This window comes from Streptomyces sp. 796.1 (genome assembly GCF_047525675.1).
Classification (GTDB): domain Bacteria; phylum Actinomycetota; class Actinomycetes; order Streptomycetales; family Streptomycetaceae; genus Streptomyces.
Window position 1 is genome coordinate 14,356 of sequence record NZ_JBLIWA010000065.1, and the last position, 22,022, is coordinate 36,377.

General features: G+C 71.9%; 21 protein-coding genes. 11 read left to right on the plus strand and 10 right to left on the minus strand.

Translation table 11 applies throughout. The features are described 5' to 3' along the window. Nucleotides 1-10: 10 nt before the first annotated feature. The 5 genes from ACMA1D_RS30275 to ACMA1D_RS30295 all read left to right on the plus strand — a co-directional run bounded on the left by ACMA1D_RS30275 (nt 11) and on the right by ACMA1D_RS30295 (nt 3,643). Complete coding sequence (locus tag ACMA1D_RS30275) at nt 11-904, plus strand: DUF5936 domain-containing protein (RefSeq protein WP_414727187.1); 894 nt, start codon at nt 11-13, stop codon at nt 902-904. 548 nt (nt 905-1,452) lie between these two features. Further along, nucleotides 1,453-1,617, plus strand: a complete 165-nt coding sequence (locus tag ACMA1D_RS30280) for a hypothetical protein (RefSeq protein WP_349993089.1) — start codon at nt 1,453-1,455, stop codon at nt 1,615-1,617. After that, nucleotides 1,617-2,405 (plus strand): pilus assembly protein TadG-related protein, encoded by a 789-nt coding sequence (locus ACMA1D_RS30285; RefSeq protein ID WP_414727203.1) that lies wholly within the window; start codon nt 1,617-1,619, stop codon nt 2,403-2,405. The genes ACMA1D_RS30280 and ACMA1D_RS30285 overlap by 1 nt, the downstream gene beginning before the upstream one ends. A gap of 20 nt (nt 2,406-2,425) precedes the next feature. Further along, nucleotides 2,426-3,025 (plus strand): hypothetical protein, encoded by a 600-nt coding sequence (locus ACMA1D_RS30290; RefSeq protein ID WP_414727188.1) that lies wholly within the window; start codon nt 2,426-2,428, stop codon nt 3,023-3,025. Between the two features lie 6 nt (nt 3,026-3,031). Continuing rightward, nucleotides 3,032-3,643 carry an OmpA family protein gene (locus ACMA1D_RS30295; RefSeq protein ID WP_414727189.1) on the plus strand — a complete coding sequence of 204 codons (612 nt, stop codon included), beginning with the start codon at nt 3,032-3,034 and terminating at the stop codon, nt 3,641-3,643. A gap of 402 nt (nt 3,644-4,045) precedes the next feature. On the opposite strand, the gene ACMA1D_RS30300 is transcribed toward ACMA1D_RS30295, so the two are convergent. Further along, on the minus strand, nt 4,046-4,504 hold the full coding sequence (locus ACMA1D_RS30300; protein WP_414727190.1) for a DUF192 domain-containing protein: 459 nt from the start codon (nt 4,502-4,504) through the stop codon (nt 4,046-4,048). A gap of 105 nt (nt 4,505-4,609) precedes the next feature. On the opposite strand from ACMA1D_RS30300, the gene ACMA1D_RS30305 reads away from it, so the two are divergent. Then, on the plus strand, nt 4,610-5,497 hold the full coding sequence (locus tag ACMA1D_RS30305) for a prepilin peptidase (protein WP_414727191.1): 888 nt from the start codon (nt 4,610-4,612) through the stop codon (nt 5,495-5,497). Nucleotides 5,498-5,829: 332 nt separating this feature from the next. Here ACMA1D_RS30305 and mgrA read toward each other — a convergent pair whose 3' ends face one another. Continuing rightward, nucleotides 5,830-6,864 (minus strand): L-glyceraldehyde 3-phosphate reductase, encoded by a 1,035-nt coding sequence (mgrA, locus tag ACMA1D_RS30310; RefSeq protein ID WP_414727192.1) that lies wholly within the window; start codon nt 6,862-6,864, stop codon nt 5,830-5,832. Nucleotides 6,865-7,036: 172 nt separating this feature from the next. Here mgrA and ACMA1D_RS30315 point away from each other — a divergent pair, with 172 nt between their 5' ends. From ACMA1D_RS30315 to ACMA1D_RS30330, 4 genes are all read left to right on the plus strand, one after another. Further along, a complete protein-coding gene (locus tag ACMA1D_RS30315; RefSeq protein WP_349993077.1) occupies nt 7,037-7,798 on the plus strand; it encodes an isoprenyl transferase in 762 nt (253 codons plus the stop codon). A 381-nt stretch (nt 7,799-8,179) separates the two neighbouring features. Beyond that, the gene (locus ACMA1D_RS30320; protein WP_414727193.1) at nt 8,180-9,502 is read left to right on the plus strand and encodes a PhoH family protein; all 1,323 of its coding nucleotides are present in this window, start codon (nt 8,180-8,182) and stop codon (nt 9,500-9,502) included. Nucleotides 9,503-10,011: 509 nt separating this feature from the next. Further along, nucleotides 10,012-10,791 carry a transglycosylase SLT domain-containing protein gene (locus ACMA1D_RS30325; protein ID WP_414727194.1) on the plus strand — a complete coding sequence of 260 codons (780 nt, stop codon included), beginning with the start codon at nt 10,012-10,014 and terminating at the stop codon, nt 10,789-10,791. Between the two features lie 121 nt (nt 10,792-10,912). Then, nucleotides 10,913-12,646 (plus strand): AI-2E family transporter, encoded by a 1,734-nt coding sequence (locus tag ACMA1D_RS30330; protein WP_414727195.1) that lies wholly within the window; start codon nt 10,913-10,915, stop codon nt 12,644-12,646. A gap of 469 nt (nt 12,647-13,115) precedes the next feature. Here the strand turns inward: ACMA1D_RS30330 and ACMA1D_RS30335 are convergent, their stop codons facing one another. Next, on the minus strand, nt 13,116-13,649 hold the full coding sequence (locus tag ACMA1D_RS30335; RefSeq protein ID WP_349993618.1) for an alkyl hydroperoxide reductase: 534 nt from the start codon (nt 13,647-13,649) through the stop codon (nt 13,116-13,118). A 23-nt stretch (nt 13,650-13,672) separates the two neighbouring features. Further along, a complete protein-coding gene (locus ACMA1D_RS30340) occupies nt 13,673-14,230 on the minus strand; it encodes a peroxiredoxin (protein ID WP_414727196.1) in 558 nt (185 codons plus the stop codon). Between the two features lie 145 nt (nt 14,231-14,375). Between ACMA1D_RS30340 and ACMA1D_RS30345 the strand changes: the two genes are divergently transcribed. After that, nucleotides 14,376-15,326 carry a LysR substrate-binding domain-containing protein gene (locus tag ACMA1D_RS30345; protein ID WP_414727204.1) on the plus strand — a complete coding sequence of 317 codons (951 nt, stop codon included), beginning with the start codon at nt 14,376-14,378 and terminating at the stop codon, nt 15,324-15,326. A 167-nt stretch (nt 15,327-15,493) separates the two neighbouring features. On the opposite strand, the gene ACMA1D_RS30350 is transcribed toward ACMA1D_RS30345, so the two are convergent. The 6 genes from ACMA1D_RS30350 to ACMA1D_RS30375 form a co-directional block, all read right to left on the minus strand. Then, nucleotides 15,494-16,030 carry a hypothetical protein gene (locus ACMA1D_RS30350; protein WP_414727197.1) on the minus strand — a complete coding sequence of 179 codons (537 nt, stop codon included), beginning with the start codon at nt 16,028-16,030 and terminating at the stop codon, nt 15,494-15,496. 548 nt (nt 16,031-16,578) lie between these two features. Next, complete coding sequence (locus ACMA1D_RS30355; protein ID WP_414727198.1) at nt 16,579-19,023, minus strand: FtsX-like permease family protein; 2,445 nt, start codon at nt 19,021-19,023, stop codon at nt 16,579-16,581. Further along, the gene (locus ACMA1D_RS30360) at nt 19,020-19,706 is read right to left on the minus strand and encodes an ABC transporter ATP-binding protein (RefSeq protein WP_414727199.1); all 687 of its coding nucleotides are present in this window, start codon (nt 19,704-19,706) and stop codon (nt 19,020-19,022) included. Before ACMA1D_RS30360 ends, ACMA1D_RS30355 begins: the two co-directional genes overlap by 4 nt. Next, nucleotides 19,703-20,227 (minus strand): PadR family transcriptional regulator, encoded by a 525-nt coding sequence (locus ACMA1D_RS30365; RefSeq protein WP_349993625.1) that lies wholly within the window; start codon nt 20,225-20,227, stop codon nt 19,703-19,705. Before ACMA1D_RS30365 ends, ACMA1D_RS30360 begins: the two co-directional genes overlap by 4 nt. 416 nt (nt 20,228-20,643) lie before the next feature. After that, on the minus strand, nt 20,644-20,925 hold the full coding sequence (locus ACMA1D_RS30370; RefSeq protein ID WP_414727205.1) for a hypothetical protein: 282 nt from the start codon (nt 20,923-20,925) through the stop codon (nt 20,644-20,646). A 44-nt stretch (nt 20,926-20,969) separates the two neighbouring features. Beyond that, nucleotides 20,970-21,959 (minus strand): SPFH domain-containing protein, encoded by a 990-nt coding sequence (locus ACMA1D_RS30375; RefSeq protein WP_414727200.1) that lies wholly within the window; start codon nt 21,957-21,959, stop codon nt 20,970-20,972. Nucleotides 21,960-22,022 lie beyond the last annotated feature (63 nt).

The following is a 22,022-nucleotide window of genomic DNA, read 5'->3' on the forward strand; positions in this document are numbered from 1 at the left end:
GAACCCAAGGATGGGAATCGGCCTGTTGCTGGCGCTGGCCGCCGGCCTGTCCACGGCCGGCGCCTGCTACGGCATCGCGCTCTACCGCCGCGCGGCCAAGCTCCCCGACGACCTGGTGGTGGCCCTTGAGGTGGGCGCCACCCGCACCACCGCGGTGGGCTCGGCGGTGGACCGGATCGGCATGCGGTACGCGCCGCTGGTGCTGCGCCTGATGGGCCCGGGCCGGGTCGCCAAGGTGCGCCGCCGCATCGACCTGGCGGGCAACCCCGGCGGTCTGACCGTCGACCGGTACGCGGCCCGCCGCGCCGTGTACGGGGTGCTCGGCTTCGGCGGCGCGCTGGTGATGGCGCTGCGCGGGGAACTCCTGCTGGCCGTGGTGCTGGTGGCGTTCGGGCTGTTCTGGATCGAGGTCGGCATTTGGGCCGCGGTGCGCGAACGCAAGGACGCCATCGAACGCACCCTGCCGGACTTCCTCGACGTACTCGCCGTGGTCGTCAGCGCAGGACTCGGATTCCGCCAGGCGCTGGACCGGGTGGCGGAGAAGTACGAGGGGCCGTGGGCCGATGAACTGCGCATCACGCTGCGCCAGATGGATATGGGCGTCAGTCGCCGACAGGCATTCGAAGAGCTGCGGAAACGCAATGACTCCGAACAGGTGGCGCAGTTCGTCACCGCGCTCCAACAGGGCGAGGAACTCGGCTCGCCCATTGTCGAAACCTTGATCGCAATCGCTAATGACATGCGCCGTACCGATGCCCAGAACGCCCGCCGCCGGGCCGCCCGCGCGGTGCCCAAGGCGACGCTGGTCATCACCACGTTCATGGTGCCGGGCACGATGATGCTGCTGGTGGCCGGGTTCTTCATCGGCTCGGGCGTCGACTTCGGATCGGTGACGGGGGACTGACCGTGGGGCGAGGAGCCGGGCGACGACGCGGACCACGAATGAGTGAATTCGATGCTGCGGTACGGGTGGTGGCGAGCGTCGCCGCGGTGCCGGCGGGCGGCTCGGCCGGCCGTCGCGCCGCACTGCCGGGCCGGGCCCGGGCGGCGCCGGCCCCGGCCGCACCACCGGCCCGCGCCCGGGTTCCCGCGCCGCCGGCCGGGGCCGGTGCGCGCGGGCGTCCGGAAGCCGCCCCTCGTACCGTTCCGTTATCTCTCATGCCTTCGCAAATGCAATCCGCTATGGGACAGTCGTCACGCGGGCAGCGCGCGCCGGGCGGCGTGCGGTGCGGGGCGGCCGGGCCGGAGTGGAGGTGGGAATCATGGGCCGCGTGAGGCGCTTGCGACGGGAACGACCGCTGAGGTTTCAACTCAGGTGGCGCGGAAGAGAATGCTTCGGGACGCCCTGTTCCGGTGCCGGTGATTCGGCGTACTTTCTTCGTGTCGCGAGCGGCACCACGGGGACCGACGTGCCGGACCGCAGCGGAACGGCCGCCCATGGAGGGGAAAACGATGGGGAAGCGCTTTCTGGGAAACGACCGCGGACAGACCGCGGTCGAGTACCTCGGGATCATCGCCGTGGTCGTGGCGATCGTGATCGGAATTTCCGGCACGGATATCGGCAACGAGATCTTCAGTGCCATCACCGACAAGATTTCCGAGGTCACCGGCGTCTGATTCGCGCCTGGCGCGGCACGGGCCGCGGAGATTCCGGTCAGGCGTTCCCGATCTACCTCACCGCCGTGGTGGGGCTCCTCTTCCTCGGCCTCGCCCTGTTCGCGGTCGGCCAGGCGGGCGCGACTCGCGGCGGTGCGCAGACCGCGGCCGACGCGGCGGCCCTCGCCGCCGCCCAGGACCACCGCGACGCGCTGCGCGAGGAGTTGCTCGCAGCCATCGCCAGCGGCGCGGCGTGGCAGGACGTCCTCGAAGGGGACGGCACCGGCAGCCCGCGGGCGTGCGAGGAAGCGCGCTGGTACGCGGGCCAGAACGACGCCGACGTCACCGAATGCACCGTCACCGGGCGTTTCGTGCCCGCCTTCCGGGTCGCCGTGCGGACCCGCTACACCGTGGGCGACTCCATCGTGCCCGGCACGGAGTCCCAGCACGCCGAGGCCGAGGCGACCGCCGAGGTCGAACCCCGCTGCGTACGCCTGCCGCCGCGGCCGACCCCGAGCCCGACGCCCACCCCGCGCCCCACCGCCACCGGGGGCGACGGCGACCCGGGCGGCACCGACGGCACCACCGCCCCCGGCGGGAACACCGGCGGCAACAACGGTGGCAATGGTGCGAACGGTGGCAGCGGCGACGACGGCGGAGGTCCGGGTGACGGCGAACCGGACGAGGGCCCGAAGCCGCCGCCCCTCGCGGAGTTCACCTGCGACGGCGAGGACTGGTCCATCGACCCGTCGCGGCCGGACGAACTCCCGGACGCCGCCGACCTCTTCTCCGTGCATCTCGCCGACTGACCAGTGAAGGGCAGCGACTCATGACCATTCGGTACACCGCCAGGGCGCGTGGGGCGCTGGCCGCTGGAGCGGTCGCGCTCAGCGTCTCCCTGCTCGTGGCGGGCTGTGGCAGCAGCGGCGGCGACGGCGGGGACGACAAGCCCACCGGCGAGCGGACCGCGGCCCCGGCCAACGACCCCAAGGGCGCCGGCGGCCAGGGCGAGGAGGAGTTGCCCGAGGGCGAGCCGATCGCCGAACTGCGCGGCGAGTCCGGCATGGTGCTCTCGCTGTACGACGCCAAGCGGGACGACGGCGGCTTCGTCACGGTGAGCGGCATGGTGGAGAACACCGGCGACAAGACGTACACCCGGGCCAACAAGTGGCGCGGCGACGAGACCGACGTGATCAAGCACGGCTCGTCCATGGCCGGCGCGACCCTGATCGACGCCGCCGGCAAGAAGCGCTACTACGTGCTCCGCGACACCGACGGCAGATGCCTGTGCACGATGTCGCTCGGCATCATCAAGACCGGCGCCAAGGTGCCGGTCTTCATGCAGTTCCCGGCGCCCCCGGAGGGCGTCGACGAGGTGCAGTTCCAACTGCCGACGTTCCCGCCCGCCACGATCAAGATCACCGGGTGACGGGCCATGACGACGTCAACGACGGCCCGTGGCGCCCTGCTGGTGTTCACCGCGGCGGCCGTGCTCGTCCTGCCGACACCGACCGCACACGCCGACGAGGGGCCCGGCGCGCTGCGTTCGGCCCCGCCGCCGGTCGTGGTCAACGCGACCGACCCGGACCTGCGGCTGGCCCCCGGTGCCAGGCTGGGCGCGGTCAAGGTGCTCGACATCAAGTCGATCGTGGAGACCGACAACGGTGAGGAACGGCACGAGGAGACCAACGAGGACGTCACCTTCGCCCTCCAGTCCGAGGTGCTGTTCGGCAAGGACAGCGCCACGCTCTCGCCGCAGGCCACGGCCCGCATCGTGGTCATCGCCCGGGAGATCGAGGCCCAAGGCGCCCGCGAGGTCCGCGTCTTCGGCTTCACCGACGACCTCGGCACCACCGACCACGGCACCGGCCTGTCGAAGAAGCGCGCGGACGCCGTGCAACGCCGGCTGGCCAAGGAACTCGGCGCCGGCGTGAAGTACCACATCCGCGGCTACGGCGAGGACTACCCGATCGCGGACAACGGCACCGAGGCCGGCCGCAAGAAGAACCGCCGGGTGGAGGTCAGCTTCGCGCGCTCGGCCTCGTGAGCCGCTGCGTGCGGTGGCCCGCACGGCGCGGGCCGTCGGGCTGCGGGTCCGGGGCGGGGGGCCGCGGTGGCGGGCCGTACGGGGCTGTCGCGTACGGGACCGCCGGGTACGGGCACGCCGCGTACGAGATCGCCGCGTGCGGGTCGGGCGCGGGGGCGGCGTGCTGCGGGCGGGGCGCGCCGGGAGGCGGGGAGCCGGCGGGGCGGAGATGGCCGCGACCGGTGGAGCGCACCACACGGTGGAGTGAAGCAAAAAAGAGCGTAACGGACGCATCGCCTCAAAAGTGTTCAGTTCGGGCCTGGGTGGCCTACAGTCGCTTACGCACTGCTCACACGCGACGTGCTGGAAGTGCATCGCGCGGACCTGCCCGCATCCTCCTGCCCTGGGAGGGGTGCGTCCGCGTCAGGGAGACGAGCCACCAGCCGTCGCACGGGTGCCGCAGTCAGGGGGCGGGCCGATGTCGACGCGTACCCCCGGGCGCAGCCCCCAGCGCTCCATCGCACCCGCCTCGGCCTCCAGGACGTGGCGCGAGCGCGGGCGCGGCAGTCCGAGCCGTCCGGGCCGCATGGTGCGGACGGCGATGACGGTCAGCTCACGGTCAAGGTAGGCGACATCGATGGCAAACCGCATCCGAAACGTGTGCACCCCGCTGGCCGGGCTCAGCAACAGCGCACCCGCGATCCCGTCCCGCCCGAGCAGCCCCCGCGAACGGGCCCGGTAGGAAGCGGCGATCTCCAGCGGGATCGCCCCGGGCGACGGCCCGGCGCCCCCGTCCGCCGCCCGACCGGCGCCCGAACCCGCGCCGACCGCCCCCGTGTGCACCACGCGCAACACCCCGTGCCCGTCCCGCCACCGCCCCATCCCGGCCCCTCCCCGCACACCCCGTGTGCCCGTGTCGCTGTGTCGCCCCCGTCGGGTTGTACCAGTCGGGGCCGCGCGCCGTGGCCCGTTCCGTAGGCTCGGCCCGTGCATGCGCTGCTGATAGCCCTCGCCGCCGGGTACGGCGCCGCGGCCGGTCTCCTGGTCGGCCGCCCGCTGTTCCGGCTCGCCGTCCCGCCCGCCGACCCCTGGCGCACGGCCTGCCCGGGCGGCCATCCGATCGCCGGCCCGGCCGCCGGCTGGCTCGGCCGCGCCCGCTGTACGGCCTGCCGGCGCGGCGCGGCGGGGGACGACGGGGCCGGGGGAGCCGCGGGGGCGGAAGAGGCCAGCGCGGCTGAGGGGGAGAGCGCGGCTGAGGGGGACAGCAGGAGCAGCGGGGCCAGCGGGCCCGACGTGGCGCAGGGGGGCGTGCGGGCGCGCGGCGGCGAGTACGGGGCGAGTGGGCCGCTGCTGATCGGGTCCTGCGCGCTGACCTGCGCGGCGCTGGCCGCGGCCGTCGGACTGCGGCCCGAGCTCGCCGTCTGGCTGCTCCTCGTACCGCTCGGCGTGTTGCTCGCGGGCGTGGACCTCGCCGTGCACCGGCTGCCCGACGTCCTCACGCTGCCGATGGCGGTCGGCTCCGCCGCACTGCTGGGCGGCGCGGCGCTGCTGCCCGGCGCCGGTGGCTCGTGGTCACGCGCCGTGTTCGGGGGACTCGCGCTGGGCGGCGCGTATTTTGTGCTGTTTCTCATCAACCCCAGCGGCATGGGGTTCGGCGACGTCAAATTGGCGCTGACCCTCGGCGTCGCCCTCGGGTGGTACGGCTGGGACGTCCTCTTCCTGGGCGCCTTCACCGGCCTTCTCCTGGGCGCCTTCTACGGTGTAGCCCTAGTGCTGACAAGGCGGGCGAGCCGCAAGGCGGCATTGGCCTTCGGCCCTTTCATGATCGTCGGGGCCGGTGCGGGGGTGCTGCTCGGCGGTCTCGCGGCCGGCTGAGTACACGCCGCAGCGCGCCGTTGTGTCCGCAGTTGCACGCAGCACCCCTCACAAAGGGTTATGGTGGAAACCCCCCCTCGGGCCGGTCCGTATCCCCCCCACGGACCGGCCCGCTTTTTCTTGCCCACGGCCCACCCCGCGCGAAGGCCCTACCGCCGCGCGAGGGCCCGCCCCGCCCGGGCCCCAGTGCGGACCACGCCCCGGCCCCGGCCCCCGCTGCCCCGTACGCCCGGCCCCGCCCCGTACGCGCCACCGGGGCCCGACGACCGCCACCCCCCGCCACCACGCCCGCCCCCGCGCTTCACGGGCCGCTGGCGCTCAAGGGCAGCGCCCTAGCGGCGCGCCCAGATGTTGACGCCCTCCGTGCTGCGCGCGTACCGGTCGATGTCGGCGAGCTCGGCCTCGGTCAGGGGCGGGGCGCCGAGCGCGGCCACGTTCGCTTCGAGCTGGCGCACGCTGGAGGCGCCGATCAGCGCCGAGGTCATCCGCGGGTCGCGCAGCACCCAGCCCAGGGCCAACTGGGCGAGCGACTGGCCGCGCCGGGCGGCGATCTCGTGCAGCCCGCGCAGCCGCCGCACCACCTCGTCGGTGAGCAGCTCGGGCCGGAGCGACTTGCCCTGCGCGGCGCGCGAGTCGGCCGGGATGCCGTCCAGGTACTTGTCGGTCAGCAGCCCCTGCGCCAGCGGCGCGAACGCGATGCAGCCCATCCCCTCCGCCTCCAGCGCGTCGAGCAGCCCGTCGTCCTCGGTCCAGCGGTTGATCATCGAGTACGAGGGCTGGTGGATCAGGGCCGGCACGCCCATCTCCCGCAGCAGCCGGGCCGCCTCGGCGGTCTGCTCGGCGGTGTAGGAGGACACGCCCGCGTACAGCGCCTTGCCCTGCTGCACGGCCGACGCGAGTGCGCCCATCGTCTCGGCGAGCGGCGTATCGGGGTCGTAGCGGTGCGAGTAGAAGACGTCCACGTAGTCGACGCCCATCCGGCGCAGCGACGCGTCCAGCGAGGACAGCAGGTACTTCCGCGAGCCCCACTCCCCGTACGGCCCCGGGTGCATCAGATAGCCCGCCTTGGTGGACAGGATGAGTTCGTCCCGGTACGGGCGGAAATCCTGGGCGAAGATCTTGCCGAAGTTCAGCTCGGCCGAGCCGGGCGGCGGGCCGTAGTTGTTGGCCAGGTCGAAATGGGTGATGCCGAGGTCGAACGCGCGGCGCAGGATGCCGCGCTGGGACTCCAGGCTGCGGTCGTCGCCGAAGTTGTGCCACAGGCCGAGCGAGATCGCGGGCAGCTTGAGCCCGCTGCGCCCGCTGCGGCGGTACTCCATGCGGTCGTAGCGGTCGTCGGCGGCGCGGTAGGGGGAGTTGTCGTTCACGGGGTTCTGGCTCCGGCTTCACGTGGGCGCGTCCCGGTTGCGGGCCCTGTCCCCACCGACGCTATACGCACGTGACCGGCCCAGCTTCGCCCAACCCCGGCCACAGCAGTAGGGTGGCGCCCTTGGAGCGGTGCCAGGGATGGGGACGCCGCGGCATGGAGGGCTGGAGAACGTGAAGCTGCGTGACCTGGTGTACGGGCTCTACGCACGCCGGGTGGAATGGCGCCTCGATCACGACCAGGTGCCGGAGCACATCGGCGTCATTCTCGACGGCAACCGGCGCTGGGCGCGCGCCTCGGGAGGCACCACGGCCGAGGGCCACATCGCCGGCGCCAACAAGATCCGCGAGCTGCTCGGCTGGTGCACCGAGACCGACGTCAAGGTCGTCACGCTGTGGATGCTCTCCACCGACAACCTGGGCCGCCCCGACGACCAACTCCAGCCCCTGCTGCGCATCATCGAGGGCGCCGTGCGCGACCTGGCCGCCGACGGCCGCTGGCGCGTCCACCACGTCGGCACCATGGACCTGCTGCCCTCCCAGACGCAGACCGTCCTGAAGGAGGCCGAGGAGGCCACCCGGCACGTCGGCGGGATACTGGTCAACGTCGCCGTCGGTTACGGCGGGCGGCAGGAGATCGCGGACGCGGTGCGCTCGCTGCTCCTGGACCACGCCGAGCGGGGCACCACCTTCGAAGAGCTCGCCGAGATCGTCGACGTCGAGATGATCGCCGAGCACCTCTACACCCGCGGCCAGCCCGACCCCGACCTGGTCATCCGCACCAGCGGCGAGCAGCGCCTGTCCGGCTTCATGCTCTGGCAGAGCGCGCACTCCGAGTACTACTTCTGCGAGGTCTTCTGGCCCGCGTTCCGCAAGGTGGACTTCCTGCGCGCGCTGCGTGACTACGCGGCTCGGCACCGTCGCTACGGCGGTTAACGTCATGTGACGCCAGGGAACGGCAGGCGACGAATCGCCGACGTTGTCATATGCCTGGGCATGGGGCGCGCAGTTGACGGGAATATCCCTCTCACGTCGGCACCCCGCCCCTGGGGCGCCGGAATGCAGCGGGCGGCATGGGAGCCGCCCGCCCGGGAGGCCCGTTGCACCAGGACGCCCGTGCCGTACGGATGGCGCAGCCACGGCTTTCGCCGCCCCTGCACGCACGGCGCTCGCGGGAGGCCGGTAGCCGGCCCTCCCAGGGCCTGAGCCCGGCCCGTCCCCTGCCGCCGGACGGGGCCTTGGTCCCGCCACGGGCGGGGACACCCACTCACGCGACGCCGTCGCACCCCAACCTCTCCCGAGGGGGTTCGTCCACCCGTGGTGACCAGCAAGAAACGCCGCGAGCACGACCGGCGCACCTATGTCCTCGACACCAGCGTCCTGTTGGCCGACCCAGGCGCCATGGCCCGCTTCGACGAGCACGAAGTCGTGCTCCCCGTCGTGGTGGTCACGGAGCTTGAGGCCAAGCGGGCCCATCCCGAACTGGGGTATTTCGCCCGACAGGCGCTGCGCCTGCTCGACGAGTACCGCGTCCAGTTCGGCAGGCTCGACGCTCCCATCCCGATCGGTGACCTCGGCGGCACGTTGCGCGTCGAGCTCAACCACTCCGACCCGGGCATCCTGCCGGCCGGCTTCCGACTCGGGGACAACGATTCCCGAATCCTGGCCGTCGCCAGAAACCTCCAGGCCGAGGGGTACGACGTCACCGTCGTCTCCAAGGACCTGCCGCTGCGCATCAAGGCGTCGTCGGTGGGCCTGCTCGCTGAGGAGTACCGGGCGGAGTTGGCCATCACGGACTCGGGCTGGACCGGCATGGCGGAGCTCACCGTGCCGCCGGACCAGGTGGACGAGTTGTTCGCCGCCGAGACCGCGTACCTGCCCGAGGCCGCCGAACTGCCCGTGCACACCGGACTGGTGCTCCAGTCCGCGCGCGGCAAGGCGCTCGGCAGAGTCACCGCGGACGGCGCGGTGCGGTTGGTGCGCGGCGACCGGGAGGCGTTCGGCATCCACGGCCGCAGCGCCGAGCAGCGGATCGCCCTCGATCTGCTGCTCGACCCCGAGGTCGGGATCGTCTCCATGGGCGGCCGGGCCGGCACCGGCAAGTCGGCGCTGGCGCTCTGCGCGGGTCTTGAGGCCGTCCTGGAGCGGCAGCAGCACCGCAAGGTGATGATCTTCCGCCCGTTGTACGCGGTCGGCGGCCAGGAGCTCGGCTACCTGCCGGGCAGCGAGTCCGAGAAGATGAGCCCCTGGGCGCAGGCGGTCTTCGACACCCTGTCAGCCGTCACCACCGCCGACGTCATCGAGGAGATCGTGGGCCGCGGCATGCTGGAGGTGCTGCCGCTGACCCACATCAGGGGCCGCTCGCTGCACGACGCGTTCGTGATCGTGGACGAGGCGCAGTCGCTCGAACGGAACGTCCTGCTGACCGTCCTGTCGCGGATCGGGGCCAACTCGCGTGTCGTCCTCACCCACGACGTGGCACAGCGCGACAACCTACGGGTCGGCCGGTACGACGGAGTCGTCGCGGTGGTCGAGAAACTGAAGGGCCATCCGCTCTTCGCCCACGTCACGCTCACCCGTTCGGAGCGCTCGCCGATCGCGGCGTTGGTGACCGAGATGCTGGAGGAGGGGCGGGTCTGACCCGGTTCGACCGGACCGTAGCGAACCGCACCGGGACCCGCGGGATCTAGCCGGATCCAGCCGGATTCACCACTTCTCGCGGGATCTGGTCGGACCCCACCGGATCTGGTCGTTCAGCCGGGCCCGTTTGACACGGCGCCGCGCGGCGAAGCCCTGGAGCTTAGCCGCGCGGCGCCTTGTCGCGCCTGGGTTTCCTCGAATAGGTGCCGCCAAACGCCATGTGAGCTTTCCCACGCGGCGGAGAATTGCGTCCGGGCCGACGCTCCGGCAGGGTGTGGTTCCTGTCAGGCCCCGCATACGGCACAGCTACGACCCCAGCGTCGTGGCGCCCCAGGAACAGCAGAACTAAACAGCGTTCGTCGTATGCCGCCCGAGCACCACGCGGACCTCTTCGGAGGGCGCACCGGGCCCGTGTCTCCCGTGACCAGCCGGCCCCAGCTCCTGGGGGCGGAACAATGGAGACCAGCGCCAGGGGCACGATTGCGTCCGCGAGGTCACCTAAGCGGGCGATGCTGGAAGGAAACCGTGTGAGCCGGATCTCGGTCCGGGGATTCGCAGTGGCCTCCGCCACCGCGGTCACCACCGTCGGCGCCGTCGTTGGCGTCGCGTCAGGTAGCGACAAGAGCTCGTCCACCGAACCGGTGGAGGCCGTCGCAGCCGACGCGACCCTCCTTGCGGAGATCCCCGCCGGGCAGCAGGCCCAGGCGCAGACCGCATCCCTGACGCAGCAGGCAGACGTCCAGTCCACCGCCGCAGACGCGGAGGCCAAGAAGTCCGCCGAGGAAGCCGCCCGCAAGCAGGCGGCCAAGGACGCGTCGGACAAGAAGGCCGCCGCAGATCAGGCCAAGAAGGAGAAGGCGGAGAAGGAAGCGGCCGAGAAGAAGGCCGCCGAAGAGCGTGCGAAGGAGAAGGAGGAGGCCGCCAGCCGGTCCTCGTCCCGCGACTCCCTCACCTCGACCTCCGCGTCGTCCACGTCCTTCCCGCAGCGCGGCTCCTACTCGGTCGCCGACGTCCAGGCGATCGCCCGTCAGATCGTCCCGGGCGACCAGTTCCAGTGCTTCAGCAACATCGTGAACCACGAGAGCACCTGGAACTACAAGGCCGTCAACCCGTCCTCGGGCGCGTACGGCCTGGTGCAGGCGCTGCCGGCCAGCAAGATGTCCTCCGCGGGCGCCGACTGGCAGACCAACCCGGCCACGCAGATCAAGTGGGGTCTGAACTACATGAACGAGGCGTACCAGAGCCCCTGTGGCGCCTGGTCGTTCTGGCAGACCAACCACTGGTACTAGAAACGTCGGCCCCGGCGGGGCCACGCGACGTCACGAAGCCCCCGACCGCGACCGGTCGGGGGCTTCGTGTGTGTAACGTCTTCCCGGACGGCCTTGGGGGAGTGGGGGTAGGGAAAGACAGATGTCCAAATTGCCACGGTTGGTCGGCGGTCTCGGCGCCGGCTTGACCCGGCTCGCCGAACGGCTCGACGCACGACGCAAGGACAAGGGCCACGCCGGGCCCGAAGAGCCGCCCGGGGCCGCGCGCACGTCCGGGCCGCAGAGCCACGGCGCCGAGCGCACCGAGGAACCGGCCGCCGGGCCCGCCGCAGGCGCCACGGGGCCGACCGGCGTGGCCGGCGCGCCGGCTGACGCCGCCCCAGCCGAGCACGGCGCCCGACCGGCCGCTCCCGGCCCCGTACCGCAGGCCGCGGTGGCGGTCGCGGACGAGCCGTCACAGGTGCCCGCGCCGCCGCAGTACGCACCGGCGGTGGTGCCCCGCCCGGACCCGGTGGCCGCCGTGCCCTGGGGGGTGCGGGTCGCCGCCGAGGTGGGATGGCGGTTGCTGGTCCTCGCGGGCACGGTCTGGGTGCTCATGCGGGTCATCAGCGCGGTGCGGCTGGTGGTCCTCGCCTTTGTGGCGGGGCTGCTGATCACCGCCCTGCTGGAGCCGACGGTCTCCCGGCTCCGGCGCCGGGGCGTGCCCCGCGGTCTGGCCACCGCCATCGTCTTCGTCTCCGGGTTCATCGTGATGGGCCTGGTGGGCTGGTTCGTGGTGTGGCAGGTGATGGAGAACCTGGACTCGCTCTCCGAACGGGTCCAGGACGGCATCGACGAGCTCCGCCGCTGGCTGCTGAACAGCCCGTTCCACGTCACCGAGGACCAGATCAACGACATCGCGAAGAACCTGCGCGAGTCGGTCGGGGAGAACACCGAGGAGATCACCTCGGCCGGTCTGGAAGGCGTCACGTTCATCGTCGAGCTGCTGACCGGCATCATGCTCGCGATGTTCAGCACGCTGTTCCTGCTCTACGACGGGCCCAAGATCTGGAACTGGGTCCTCAAGCTCTTCCCGAGCTCGGCCAGGGAGGGGGTGGCGGGCGCCGGGCCGCGGGCCTGGCAGACGCTCACCGGCTATGTGCGGGGCACGGTGATAGTGGCCCTCATCGACGCGATCTTCATCGGCACCGGGATCTTCTTCCTCGACGTGCCGATGGCCGTGCCGCTGGCCGTCTTCATCTTCCTGTTCGCCTTCATCCCGCTGGTCGGGGCGGTCATCTCGGGCGCGCTCGCGGTCGTGGTGGCGCTGGTGACGCAGGACGTGTTCACCGCGGGCATGGTGCTCATCGTGGTGCTGGCGGTGCAGCAGATCGAGGGCCACATCCTCCAGCCGTTCATCCTGGGCCGGGCGGTGCGCGTGCATCCGCTGGCGGTGGTGCTCTCGGTCGCCGCGGGCTCGCTGATCGCCGGCATCGGCGGTGCGGTGGTCGCGGTCCCGCTGGTCGCCGTCGCCAACACGGTGGTCGGCTACCTCCGCGCCCACGCCAAGGAACAGGCGCTGCGCGCCACGCCCGGGCCGCACGGCGCGACGGTGGCCGCACTCGCCCCGGTGCCCCCGACGGCGGGCACCGCACCGGCCGGCGCGGCGACCGCTGACGCTGCCGGTCCGGCTGGTGCTGGTGTCAGCGTCGGCGAGGGTACGCGTGCGGCGGGTGGTGGCGGCGCGGTAGGCGGTGGCGTGGCCGGCGGGGACGCCGCGCCCGCGTCCGGCCAGGCGCCGGCCGCCGGCGCACCCGACCCCGTACCACCGGCGACGGACGGACGGCCGGCCCCGGAGCCGGGCGACGAACAGCAGCCGCCCCCGTCGAACCGCTGACCGCGGCCCTACTCACCAGTCGGGCCCCCGCCCGCACCGCTCCCCGGTGCCGGCGGGGGCCCGCGCCGTACGGCCCCGGGCTCTCCCCCGTTCGGCGGCCGGCCCGCGTGTCGCGGCGTACGCCGCTCGGGGCCGTGCGCGCCTGGGCGAACGGGTGACGCGGCGCCCGGGGGCTCGGCGGACGCGTGTCGTGGCGTACGAGGGATAGGGCGTACGAGGCAAAGGCGTACGCAGAAGGGGCGTACGGGCGCGGGCGGATGGGAGGGGCGGGCGGGGGTGGTCGGTCGGGTGGCGGGGCGGTGCTCCGCGCGCGCGTCGCGCGTGCGTACGCCGAAGGCCCCGTGGACAGCGGACTGTCCACGGGGCCCGGGCGGTGCCGGTGACGGCGCGTTCGTACCAGCGGCGTGCGCCGCGCCGTCGGGCCGTCGGGGCGGGCGCGCCCGGTGGGCGTGCGCGCCGGTGACGGCTGTTATTCGGCCAGGGTCGCCTCGGCGTCCAGGGTGGCGCCGACCGCCTGGAGGACGGCCGCGATCTTGAACGCCTCCTGGATCGTCTCCCGGTCCACGCCGGCCTTGCGCAGCACCTGCTCGTGCGAGTCCAGGCACATGCCGCAGCCATTGATCGCGGAGACCGCGAGCGACCAGAGTTCGAAGTCGACCTTCTCCACGCCCGGGTTGCCGATGACGTTCATCCGCAGGCCCGCACGCAGGTTGCCGTACTCCGGGTCCGACAGCAGGTGCCGGGTCCGGTAGTAGACGTTGTTCATCGCCATGATGGCGGCGGCCGACTTGGCCGCGGTGTACGCCTCGGCCGTCAGGTTGGCCTTGGCCTCCGGCTCCAGCTCCCGCAGGACGCGCGGCGAGCGCGAGGCGATGGCGCAGGCGAGCACCGTGCCCCAGAGCTGCTGCTGCGGCAGGCTGGAGTTGCCGATCACCGAACCGAGGTTCAGCTTCAGGTCCTTGGCGTAGTCCGGGACGGCGGACTTCAGGTCATCGAGTGCCACGGGTGTCTCTCAGTCTCGTTCGTTCACTCGCCGGAGAGCAGCGCGACCGGGTCGAGGGTCTCGTCGCCCTTGCTCCAGTTGCACGGGCACAGCTCGTCGGTCTGGAGGGCGTCGAGGACCCGCAGGACCTCCTTGGGGTTACGACCCACGGAGCCGGCGGTGACCATGGTGAACTGGATCTCGTTGTTCTGGTCCACGATGAAGACGGCGCGCTGGGCGAAGCCGTCGGCACCCTCGACGCCGAGCGCGCGCATGAGCTCGTGCTTGGAGTCGGCCAGCATCGGGAAGGGCAGGTCGTTCAGGTCGGCGTGGTCCTTGCGCCAGGCGTGGTGCACGAACTCGGAGTCGCCGGAGACGCCGAGGACCTTGGCGTCACGGTCGGCGAACTCGTCGTTCAGCTTGCCGAACGCGGCGATCTCGGTCGGGCAGACGAAGGTGAAGTCCTTGGGCCAGAAGAAGACGACCGACCAGCCGGACTTGTACTCCTCCGAGCTGAACTCCTTGATCTCCAGCTTGTCGACCGAGGGGCCTTCGACGCCGAGGAGCTTCCAGTCGGGGAACTGGTCACCAACAGTGAGCACGCGATCTCCTTGTGAGCGAGGAAACCCCTGTGGTAGCGGGGGTTCCAGGGGCTGGACGAGAGCCACAGTGCCACAGGAGGCATTGATCGCGGAAATAGCTAAACTGGGAACAGTTGATCGGAGGTGGTTATCAGTGGTGGCGCCCATCACACCCGTGAGCAGGCCGCGACAGCCGAGCCTGGCCCAGTTGCGGGCCTTCGCCGCCGTCGCCGAGCACCTGCACTTCCGCGACGCCGCAGCGGCCATCGGCATGAGCCAACCCGCGCTCTCGGGAGCCGTCGCCGCCCTTGAGGAATCCCTCGGCGTGCAGCTTCTTGAGCGTACGACGCGAAAGGTGCTGCTCTCACCTGCGGGGGAGCGACTGGCCGAGCGTGCCCGTACGGTACTGGACGCGGTCGGCGAGCTCATGGAGGAGGCGGAGGCGGCGCGCGCCCCCTTCACCGGGGTGCTGCGGCTCGGGGTGATCCCCACCGTCGCCCCCTATCTGCTGCCGACCGTGCTCAAACTGGTCCGCAAGCGGTATCCGCTGCTCGACCTCCAGGTGCACGAGGAGCAGACCAGTTCGCTGCTGGACGGCCTCGCTCACGGCCGGCTCGACCTGCTGCTGCTCGCGGTGCCGCTCGGGGTGCCGCAGGTGACGGAGTTGCCGCTGTTCGAGGAGGACTTCGTCCTGGTCATGCCGCAGGACCACTGGCTCGGCGGGCGCGGTGACGTGCCGCGCGAGGCGCTGAAGGAACTCGACCTGCTGCTCCTTGACGAGGGCCACTGCCTGCGGGACCAGGCGCTCGACATCTGCCGCGAGGTGGGCCGCACCGAAGGCGCCCCGGTGACCACGAGCGCGGCCGGCCTCTCCACCCTGGTGCAACTCGTGGCCGGCGGCCTCGGCGTGACGCTCCTTCCGCGCACCGCCCTGAAGGTGGAGACGGCCCGCAACGACCAGCTCACCACCGGCTGCTTCGCCGCCCCGGCCCCCGCCCGCCAGATCGCCCTGGCCATGCGCACGGGCGCGGCCCGCCAGCCCGAATTCGAATCCTTCGCGCAGGCGCTGCGCGAGGCGATGCGGGCGCTGCCGGTGCGGGTGGCTGAGGTGGGGTGAAGGGCAAATGTGGGGTCGGGTGGGGAGGCTCAGCCGGCCCGCCCCGACCCCTCGCACTGCCTCACGGCGGCGCGAAGGGCCGGAGCTTTGGCGCTAGCTCGCGGTTGGTGGCGACGTGCCAATCAATCAAAGGCGCGATAGCAATGCGCCGGAGAATCAAGAATGCATTAGTTGCAAGGGAAGATGTACCGGCTCTTGTAGTTGATGTACAGGCTGCTTGAGCTATTTCCGACCTTCGCGGTCACGGGCGCGCAGGCGACGCTGGGAACGTAGACCGGGCCCGCGTAGTCGGTGAAGTACCCCGAATCGGTGTCGCAGTTCTTACCGTCGATGTCGCAGACGTTGAGGTACATGTACTTCTTGCCCTCGGTGTTGTTGTCGAGGATCGCGCACCCCCTTCCATTTCCCTTATTGGAGATGTAGGTGAAGAGAGTCGCACGTCGGAGCCGGGGGTCCGTTCCTTCGGGGAGTGGCTTGGCGGCGCTCACCTCGTTGAATTCTGAACCGCAGGTGGTGGCAGCCACCGATACAGCCGCCGGGTCCTCGGCGGCGATCAGGCGGGTGTCCGCATCCGCGTCCGCGGAGAGCGTGACGGCGGGCCGCTCGGTTGCGGTCGCGTGCGGCGCGGTCGCCAGGGCGCCGACGAGGGCCGAGGTGGCGACGACCGAGTGCAGCAGTACTTTGCTGGCCTTTATGGAAACCACTTCCTCTGTTGAAAAGGCGGGTACGGCTTCCTCCCCCTCGCTCCGTTCTGGCTTTCGAAATGCGGGGAGTGGAGTGCCGCTCGATCGGATCGACCTTATCCATGTGGTGCTGGGGCGGGTAGATGTTTATTTCTGGCATCGCGAAAAAACGACATTGCGGGGTCACGTAGCGTGGCGGTCCGGTGCGGGCTTCGAAAGACTGTGAGCTAGGGCGCTCGGCGTCCCTTTTGGGAATATCGCAATCCGTTAAATTAGTGGTGCGGGTCACAGTGAAGAAAGGGCCGTAGCAGGCAAGGCTCCGGAGCGGGCTCGCGGATGCGTTGGCCGTTTGGTGCATGGCAGCAAGATGACGGGCACGAGCCCGTTGTGCCGTGGCGGGCGTTCGGCCCCCACCACCGGGGAAAGCCGCCGCCCTTCCGTACGGGAACTACGCCACTGCCCTTCCGTACGGGAAAGACGCCGCCGGCCCCCGCCCGCAGTTCATGCGGGTGGGGGCCGGGCGGCGTTGGCCGGCCGGGGCCGGTGGGGTCGGGGCGGGTGCGCGGGGGTTACTCCGTGCGCAGGCCGTCCGGGCGCATCATGCGCCACAGGGGTGGCAGGCTGGTCAGGGTGACCAGGGCGATGACGCCGGCGCCGATGCCGACCATGGGGAGCATCGACGACCAGTCCTGTACGGGCCTGTCGACCATCTTCAGGAGGACCACGCCCAGCGTGGCGCCGCCGACGACGGACAGCAGCAGGCCGATGACGACCGGGATGGCCGTCTGCCACAGGACCGAGTAGGCCAGCGTGGTGCGACGGGTGCCGAAGGCCACCAGGACCGACAGCAGGCGCCTGCGCTCCCGTAGCTGTTCGAGCTGGGTGACGACCATGGAGGCGCCGATGAGCAGCAGGGTGACCGTCGCGCCGACGAACAGGCCGGTCTGGATGTCCGCGAAGCGTTCGTTGCGCTCCACGTCGGTGTAGACGTCCACGCCGGCCGTCGGGTCGAGCCGCACCACCGCATTGCGCAGATGCTCCAGCGCCTCCGGCGCCTTCGGGTCCACTTCGAGCCGCATGGAGAGCCCGGCCGGCGTGTCCAGCTTCTCGATCGGCAGTGCCTTCGGCGTGGCCACGATGGCGTTCGCCAGGTCGCCGGGGGCCACCCCGGTCGGCTTCACGACGGGGGAGGACTTCGGCACCGTCCACAGCGGCCTCGGCACGCCCTTCTCGCCCTGGGTGTCGGGCGCGAGGTCGATGCGGGTGCCGGGCCGGACGGGGGTGCTCAGGCCGTCCCGGGTCAGGAAGGTGTCCCCGTCCTTGCAGGAAGACAGGTCGAAGAGGGTGCGCAGGCTCTGGCAGTCGGAGATGAACAGCGTCGTTTCGATGTTGTCGTCGTTGGTGCCGGGGCGGGCGCCGGCCAGCGTGAACGTGGAGCGGATGCTGGCCACCACGTCCCGGGTGCCGTGCACCCCGCGGACGGTGGAGATGGCGTGCCGGGCCTCGGCGTTGTTGCTGACGTCGGCGATCACGGCGATGTTCGGGCCGCTGGGGCCGAGCCCGGTGTGGGTCTCGAAGTCGTCCTGGACGCCGGCGAACAGCATCTGGATGGCGATCGCACCGGCCACCGCCACGGTGACGCCGCTGATCGTACGGGCCGCCGTACCGCTGCTCAGTTGCAGCCGGCGGACGGCGAGTTGCCAGGACAGCGGGCCGTGCTTGAAGCGGTTGACGAACCCTTCGACCAACCAGGCGAGCAGGGTGGTGACGCCGATCAGGACGAGCATGGCGCCGGCCGCCACCTGGTAGGTGTTCAGGTCGCTGCCCTCCCGGTAGCTGACCTTGCCGATCATCGGCAGCAGCAGCCCGAAGCCGAGCGCGGGCAGCGCGAGGCGCCACCACAGCCGGCGCCGCTTCGGGGCGCCGCTGCGGACCACGCCCAGCGGTTCGATGGCGATGCTGCGCATCGCCAGCAGCGTGACCAGCACGGCGCAGGCCGGTACGGTCACCGCCACCAGGGCCGCGAGCGCCGGGTGCGGGGCCACGTCGGACGGGAAGACGTTGATGTCCCACACCGTGACCGAGCCGGCGAACTCCCGCCCGACGAGGAAGAACGCGGTGCCGACCAGCAGCCCGAACAACGCGCCCACCAGCGCCTCGCCGGCCGCGATCCGGTGCGTCATGCGCAGGTCGGCGCCGACCAGGCGCAGCGCGGCCAGCCGACGGTCGCGCTGTTCGCCGCCGAACCGCACCGCCGTACCGATGAACATCGCCACCGGCATCAGCAGCACCACGCACACCATGACGACCAGCAGGATGAGCACGGCGCTCATCGGCTCGCTCTCACCGGTGCGGCCGAACCGGTCGGCGCGCTGCGCGTTGTCCGCGGTGACCTTGTCGCTGCCCGCGATGAACATCAGCTCGGCGGGGCCGCGCAGGCCCTGGTCACCGATGGTGCCGACGATGCGGTACGCCGCGAACCGCTCCCCGAGCACCTTTGCGTCGTCGCTGCGCAGCAGGTCCCGCAGGGCGGGCGAGACCAGCATCTCGCCGGGGCGCGGCATGCCCGTGGTGCCCGGCGGGGTGGGCGGCTGAGCGCCCTCCGCGCGCAGCAGGTGACCCACGATCTCCTGGTCGTGCCAGGCGGTGCTGCCGTTCACGTACAGGAAGGTGTGCGGGCCCGGCTTGAGGCTCTCCTCGTAGAAGACGGGGACGTTGCGCGCGTCGCCCCGCTCGCCGCGGTTGCTGAGGATGCTCGGCACGGAGGCCGCGAGCAGCAGCAGCGCGACCCCGAGGCCGACGCCGATGCCGGTGAGCGTGGTACGGGTCCAGCCGGCCCGGCCGCCGGCGGTCGCGAAGCGGGCTCCGAGCCCGAGGTCGCGCACCCAGGCGGCGAGTCCCGCCCGGGCCCGAACGCCGAACGACCGGCCGCCCGCGCTGGGGCTGGCGCCGCCGGACACCGGTGCGTCCGGCGCGTCGGCCTGCGGCGCGGTGGGGTGCGGTTGGGTGATCATGCGACGCCCGCCATGTCCCGGGCCTTGCCGTCCCGTACGACGACCTCGCGGTCGGAGTACGCGGCCACCCGTGCCTCGTGGGTGACGAGCACCACCGCCGCCCGGGTGTCCCGGGCCGCGTCCGTGAACAACTGCATGACGCGCTCGCCGTTGAGCGAGTCGAGCGCGCCGGTCGGCTCGTCGGCGAAGAGCACCCGCGGCTTGGTGACCAGCGAACGCGCCACCGCCACCCGCTGCCCCTGACCACCGGAGACCTCACTGGGCCGCTGGCCGGCGACGCCGTCCACCTCAAGCCGCTCAAGCCACTCCAGGGCCTGCGCCTCGGCGGCCTTGCGGCCGGTGCCGTTCAGCCGCAGCGGCAGGGCCACGTTCTCCAGGCAGGTCAGCTCGGGGACGAGCTGGCCGAACTGGAAGACGAAGCCGAACTCGCTCCGGCGCAGCGCGCTGCGCTCCCGGTCGGGCAGCGAGGACATCGCCCGGCCGCCGTAGGAGACGGTGCCCGAGTCGGGCTGGACGATCCCGGCCAGGCAGTGCAGCAGCGTGGACTTGCCGGAGCCCGACGGGCCCATGATCGCGACCACCTCGGCGGGGTGGATGGAGAAGTCGGCGCCGTCCAGGGCCGGGGTGGGCCCGTAGGACTTGTGCAGTCCGGAGGCGACGAGCAGGGAGCCGGCGGGGGTCATCCGCGCACCGCCTTGTCGAGTTGGTCGAGTCGGGCCGCGGTGAGTTCGAGCCACCGCAGATCGGCTTCGAGGTGGAACAGCGCGTGGTCGCAGATGAGCTGGTCGGCGAGGTCGCCGTTGCGCTTGCGTTGGGTCAGGTCGCGCATCAGGCGCAGGTGCTCGGCGCGCTGGGTGTCCAGCAGGTCGGCCGCGTTGCGCCCGGTGAGCAGGGCCAGCACGACCTTGGTGTAGAGGGTCGACTGGAGGTACGGATCGGGCTTTTCGGGCTGGGCGAGCCAGTGCCCGACGTCGGTGATCCCGGCGTCGGTGATGGCGTACCGCTTGCGCTCGGGGCCGCCTCCGGCCTCTATTCCGTCGACCTCCACGAGGCCGTTCTTCAGTAGCCGGGACATGGTCGAGTAGACCTGCCCGTAGTGCAGGGGGCGGTCGTGCCCGAAGCGCTCGTCGAAGGCGCGCTTGAGGTCGTAACCGTGTCGGGGGCCGGACTCCAGGAGCCCGAGAAGGGTGTGGCCAATGGACATGTCGGGGACTCTACACCATGTGTATACGCTCTATGTATAGCCGCAGTGCATAGATGATCTTCGCAGGTCAGGGGTGGTGTGCTGGGTTTCAGTGGGAGATGGGTTCCGCGCGGGGCCGGGATGGCGCTCGGAGGCCGGAGGGATGGGTTCCGTACGGGGTCGTCGGCGAGGCCGGTCCGTACGGGGTCGGGGTGTCCGCCCGCGGCATGTGAAAGGCCCGCCCGGCGCCGGTGGGCGGAGCTGGGCGGGCCTGCGGGAGTGGGGCCGCGGCGGTGGGGCGGGGGTGTGCGGTGGAGCGGGGGGCGGGGTGGGTTGGATTCGGCTTGGGGTGGGTCGGGCGCGCCGCGGCCGGAATCCGCCGCGCCGCCGCCGGGCGCCGGACTGGCGCGAGGCGCCGCGCCCCCGCCGCGGCGGAGTCAGGGACCCCGCCCGGTCCCCTCTGATGTGTCGGAAATCTCCGTACCGTCCGAGTCGTCCGCCCCGGGGCGATCACGTGCCCCCGGCGGGTCGGCCGGTTCCGCGGCGGGCTTCGGTGGTCGGCCGCGGCGGGGGATCGCGCCCACGCCGCCCGGCAGTCGGCCGGCGTCCGCCAGCGCCCGGCGCAGCAGGAACTCCACGTGGGCGTTGGCGCTGCGGAGTTCGTCGCCTGCCCAGCGGGCCAGCGCGTCGTGGACGGCGGGGTCGAGCCGCAGCAGCATCTGCTTGCGCTGCTGCTGCGGCCTGCGCCGCGGGGAACCCTCCGTCACTGGTAGAGCGATCCCGTGTTCAGCACCGGCTGCGGGGAGCGGTCGCCGCAGAGCACGACCAGCAGATTGCTCACCATCGCCGCCTTGCGCTCCTCGTCCAGCTCCACGATGTCCTGTTCCGCGATCCGCTCCAGCGCGTCCTCGACCATGCCGACCGCGCCCTCCACGATCTGCCGGCGCGCCGCGACCACGGCCCCGGCCTGCTGCCGCTGGAGCATGGCCGAGGCGATCTCGGGCGCGTACGCGAGGTGCGTGAAGCGCGACTCGATGATCCGTACGCCGGCCGCCTCCACCCGGGCGTGCAGTTCGACGGCGAGCTTCTCGGTGATCTCCTCGGCGTTGCCGCGCAGCGACAGGCCGCCCTCGTCGTGGGCGTCGTACGGGTACTCGATGGCGATGTGTCGCACGGCCGCCTCGGTCTGGGTGGCGACGAACTCCAGGAAGTCGTCCACCTCGAACACGGCCTGCGCGGTGTCCTCGACCTTCCAGACCACCACGGCCGCGAGCTCGATCGGGTTGCCGTACGCGTCGTTGACCTTGAGCACCGCGGTCTCGTGGTTGCGCACCCGGGTGGAGATCTTCTGCCGGCTGGTGAACGGGTTCACCCAGCGCAGGCCGTCGGTGCGGATGGTGCCGCGGTAGCGGCCGAAGAGCTGGACCACGCGGGCCTCGCCGGGCGCGACCATGTTCAGCCCGCACATGGCGAGGAAGGCGCCGATGGAGATCAACGGGCCGGCGATGATCAGCGGCACCCCGACCACCGGCGCGCCGTCGCTGGCCGCCGCTATGCCGGCGATCAGCAGGGCGACGCCGCCGAAGAGGCCGACGAGGCCGCAGAGCAGGGCGAGCCCGCCGCTCACGCTGTGCGCGGGGAACTCGGTGACCCGGGGCTCGGGCATGGCGGGCAGGTCGGCGCCGTCGCCGGTGCCGGCACTGGCGGCCGGGGCGCCGGGCGGGGTGGTGGCCGGCGTGTTGGGTGTGGGCATGGCGTGGTTCCCCGTCCGTGAGCGTGGCCGGGCCCGCCCGGCGGGGCCGGGGGCGCGGCGCCG

Coding starts and splice junctions, on each gene's coding strand:
- ACMA1D_RS30330 (WP_414727195.1), top strand. CDS start 10,913: ATGTCCAAATTGCCACGGTTGGTCGGCGGTCTCGGCGCCGGCTTGACC.
- ACMA1D_RS30295 (WP_414727189.1), top strand. CDS start 3,032: ATGACGACGTCAACGACGGCCCGTGGCGCCCTGCTGGTGTTCACCGCG.
- ACMA1D_RS30375 (WP_414727200.1), bottom strand. CDS start 21,959: ATGCCCACACCCAACACGCCGGCCACCACCCCGCCCGGCGCCCCGGCC.
- ACMA1D_RS30275 (WP_414727187.1), top strand. CDS start 11: ATGGGAATCGGCCTGTTGCTGGCGCTGGCCGCCGGCCTGTCCACGGCC.
- ACMA1D_RS30290 (WP_414727188.1), top strand. CDS start 2,426: ATGACCATTCGGTACACCGCCAGGGCGCGTGGGGCGCTGGCCGCTGGA.
- ACMA1D_RS30300 (WP_414727190.1), bottom strand. CDS start 4,504: ATGGGGCGGTGGCGGGACGGGCACGGGGTGTTGCGCGTGGTGCACACG.
- ACMA1D_RS30370 (WP_414727205.1), bottom strand. CDS start 20,925: ATGCTGCTGCGGCTCGACCCCGCCGTCCACGACGCGCTGGCCCGCTGG.
- ACMA1D_RS30325 (WP_414727194.1), top strand. CDS start 10,012: ATGCTGGAAGGAAACCGTGTGAGCCGGATCTCGGTCCGGGGATTCGCA.
- ACMA1D_RS30365 (WP_349993625.1), bottom strand. CDS start 20,227: ATGTCCATTGGCCACACCCTTCTCGGGCTCCTGGAGTCCGGCCCCCGA.
- ACMA1D_RS30355 (WP_414727198.1), bottom strand. CDS start 19,023: ATGATCACCCAACCGCACCCCACCGCGCCGCAGGCCGACGCGCCGGAC.
- ACMA1D_RS30360 (WP_414727199.1), bottom strand. CDS start 19,706: ATGACCCCCGCCGGCTCCCTGCTCGTCGCCTCCGGACTGCACAAGTCC.
- ACMA1D_RS30280 (WP_349993089.1), top strand. CDS start 1,453: ATGGGGAAGCGCTTTCTGGGAAACGACCGCGGACAGACCGCGGTCGAG.